Origin of the sequence: Kocuria sp. HSID17590, assembly GCF_003989485.1 — a bacterium.
Lineage (GTDB): Bacteria > Actinomycetota > Actinomycetes > Actinomycetales > Micrococcaceae > Kocuria > Kocuria salsicia.
This window is the reverse complement of sequence record NZ_RBMB01000081.1, coordinates 1-669: the sequence shown is the minus strand read 5'-3', so window position 1 is coordinate 669 and position 669 is coordinate 1. Positions and strand designations below refer to the sequence as shown.

Sequence of the window (669 nt, the reverse complement as noted above, 5' to 3'; positions counted from 1 at the left end):
GGCGGTCGAAGAACGCGAGGATGTCGCCCGCCCGCTGCTTCATGGTCCGGCCGAGCTTGCGGACCTCGACGAGCGCCGCGGGAACGCCGCTGCTGATCGCAGCGATCACCTCCTGCATCATCGCCTTCGCTTTCTTCTTGTCGGGCTCCCGGTAGGCCGCGACGATGCGCTGGTAGATGCCCCAGGTCGCCTCGACCTCGACGTGCTCCTCGCTCGCGAACACTGCGTCCAGGCGTGCCCGCTGCCGGTCGGTGAGCAGGCTCGCCCCGGTGTGCAGGGTGCGGCGGGCTTTGTAGAGCGGGTCGCCCTTGAGCCCGCGGTGACCGGTGGTGTCTTGCTGGACCCGACGCCGGCAGACATCCAGCGCGTCGCCGGCGAGGCGGACCACGTGGAACGGGTCCATGACGGGGACGGCGTCGGGGAGTTCCTCGGCGGCAGCGGTCTTGAACCCGGCGAAGCCGTCCATCGCGACCACCTCGATCCGCTTCGCCCAGTCCGCAGGGCGGGCGGCGAGCCACTGCTTGAACACCGCCTTGGAGCGGCCCTCGACCATGTCCAGCAGCCTCGCCGGCCCGGTCTTGTTCCTCGCGGGCGTGAGGTCGATGATCACGGTGACGTACTTGTCGCCCAGCCTCGTGTGTCGCCAGACGTGCTCGTCGACACCGATCG

1 protein-coding gene is annotated in these 669 nt (G+C 69.7%); it reads right to left on the bottom strand.

The annotated features are described in order from the left end of the window. Positions 1 to 669, bottom strand: a 669-nt coding sequence (locus tag D8M39_RS12495) for an ISL3 family transposase (protein WP_126875126.1), incomplete at both ends; no start/stop codon positions are given.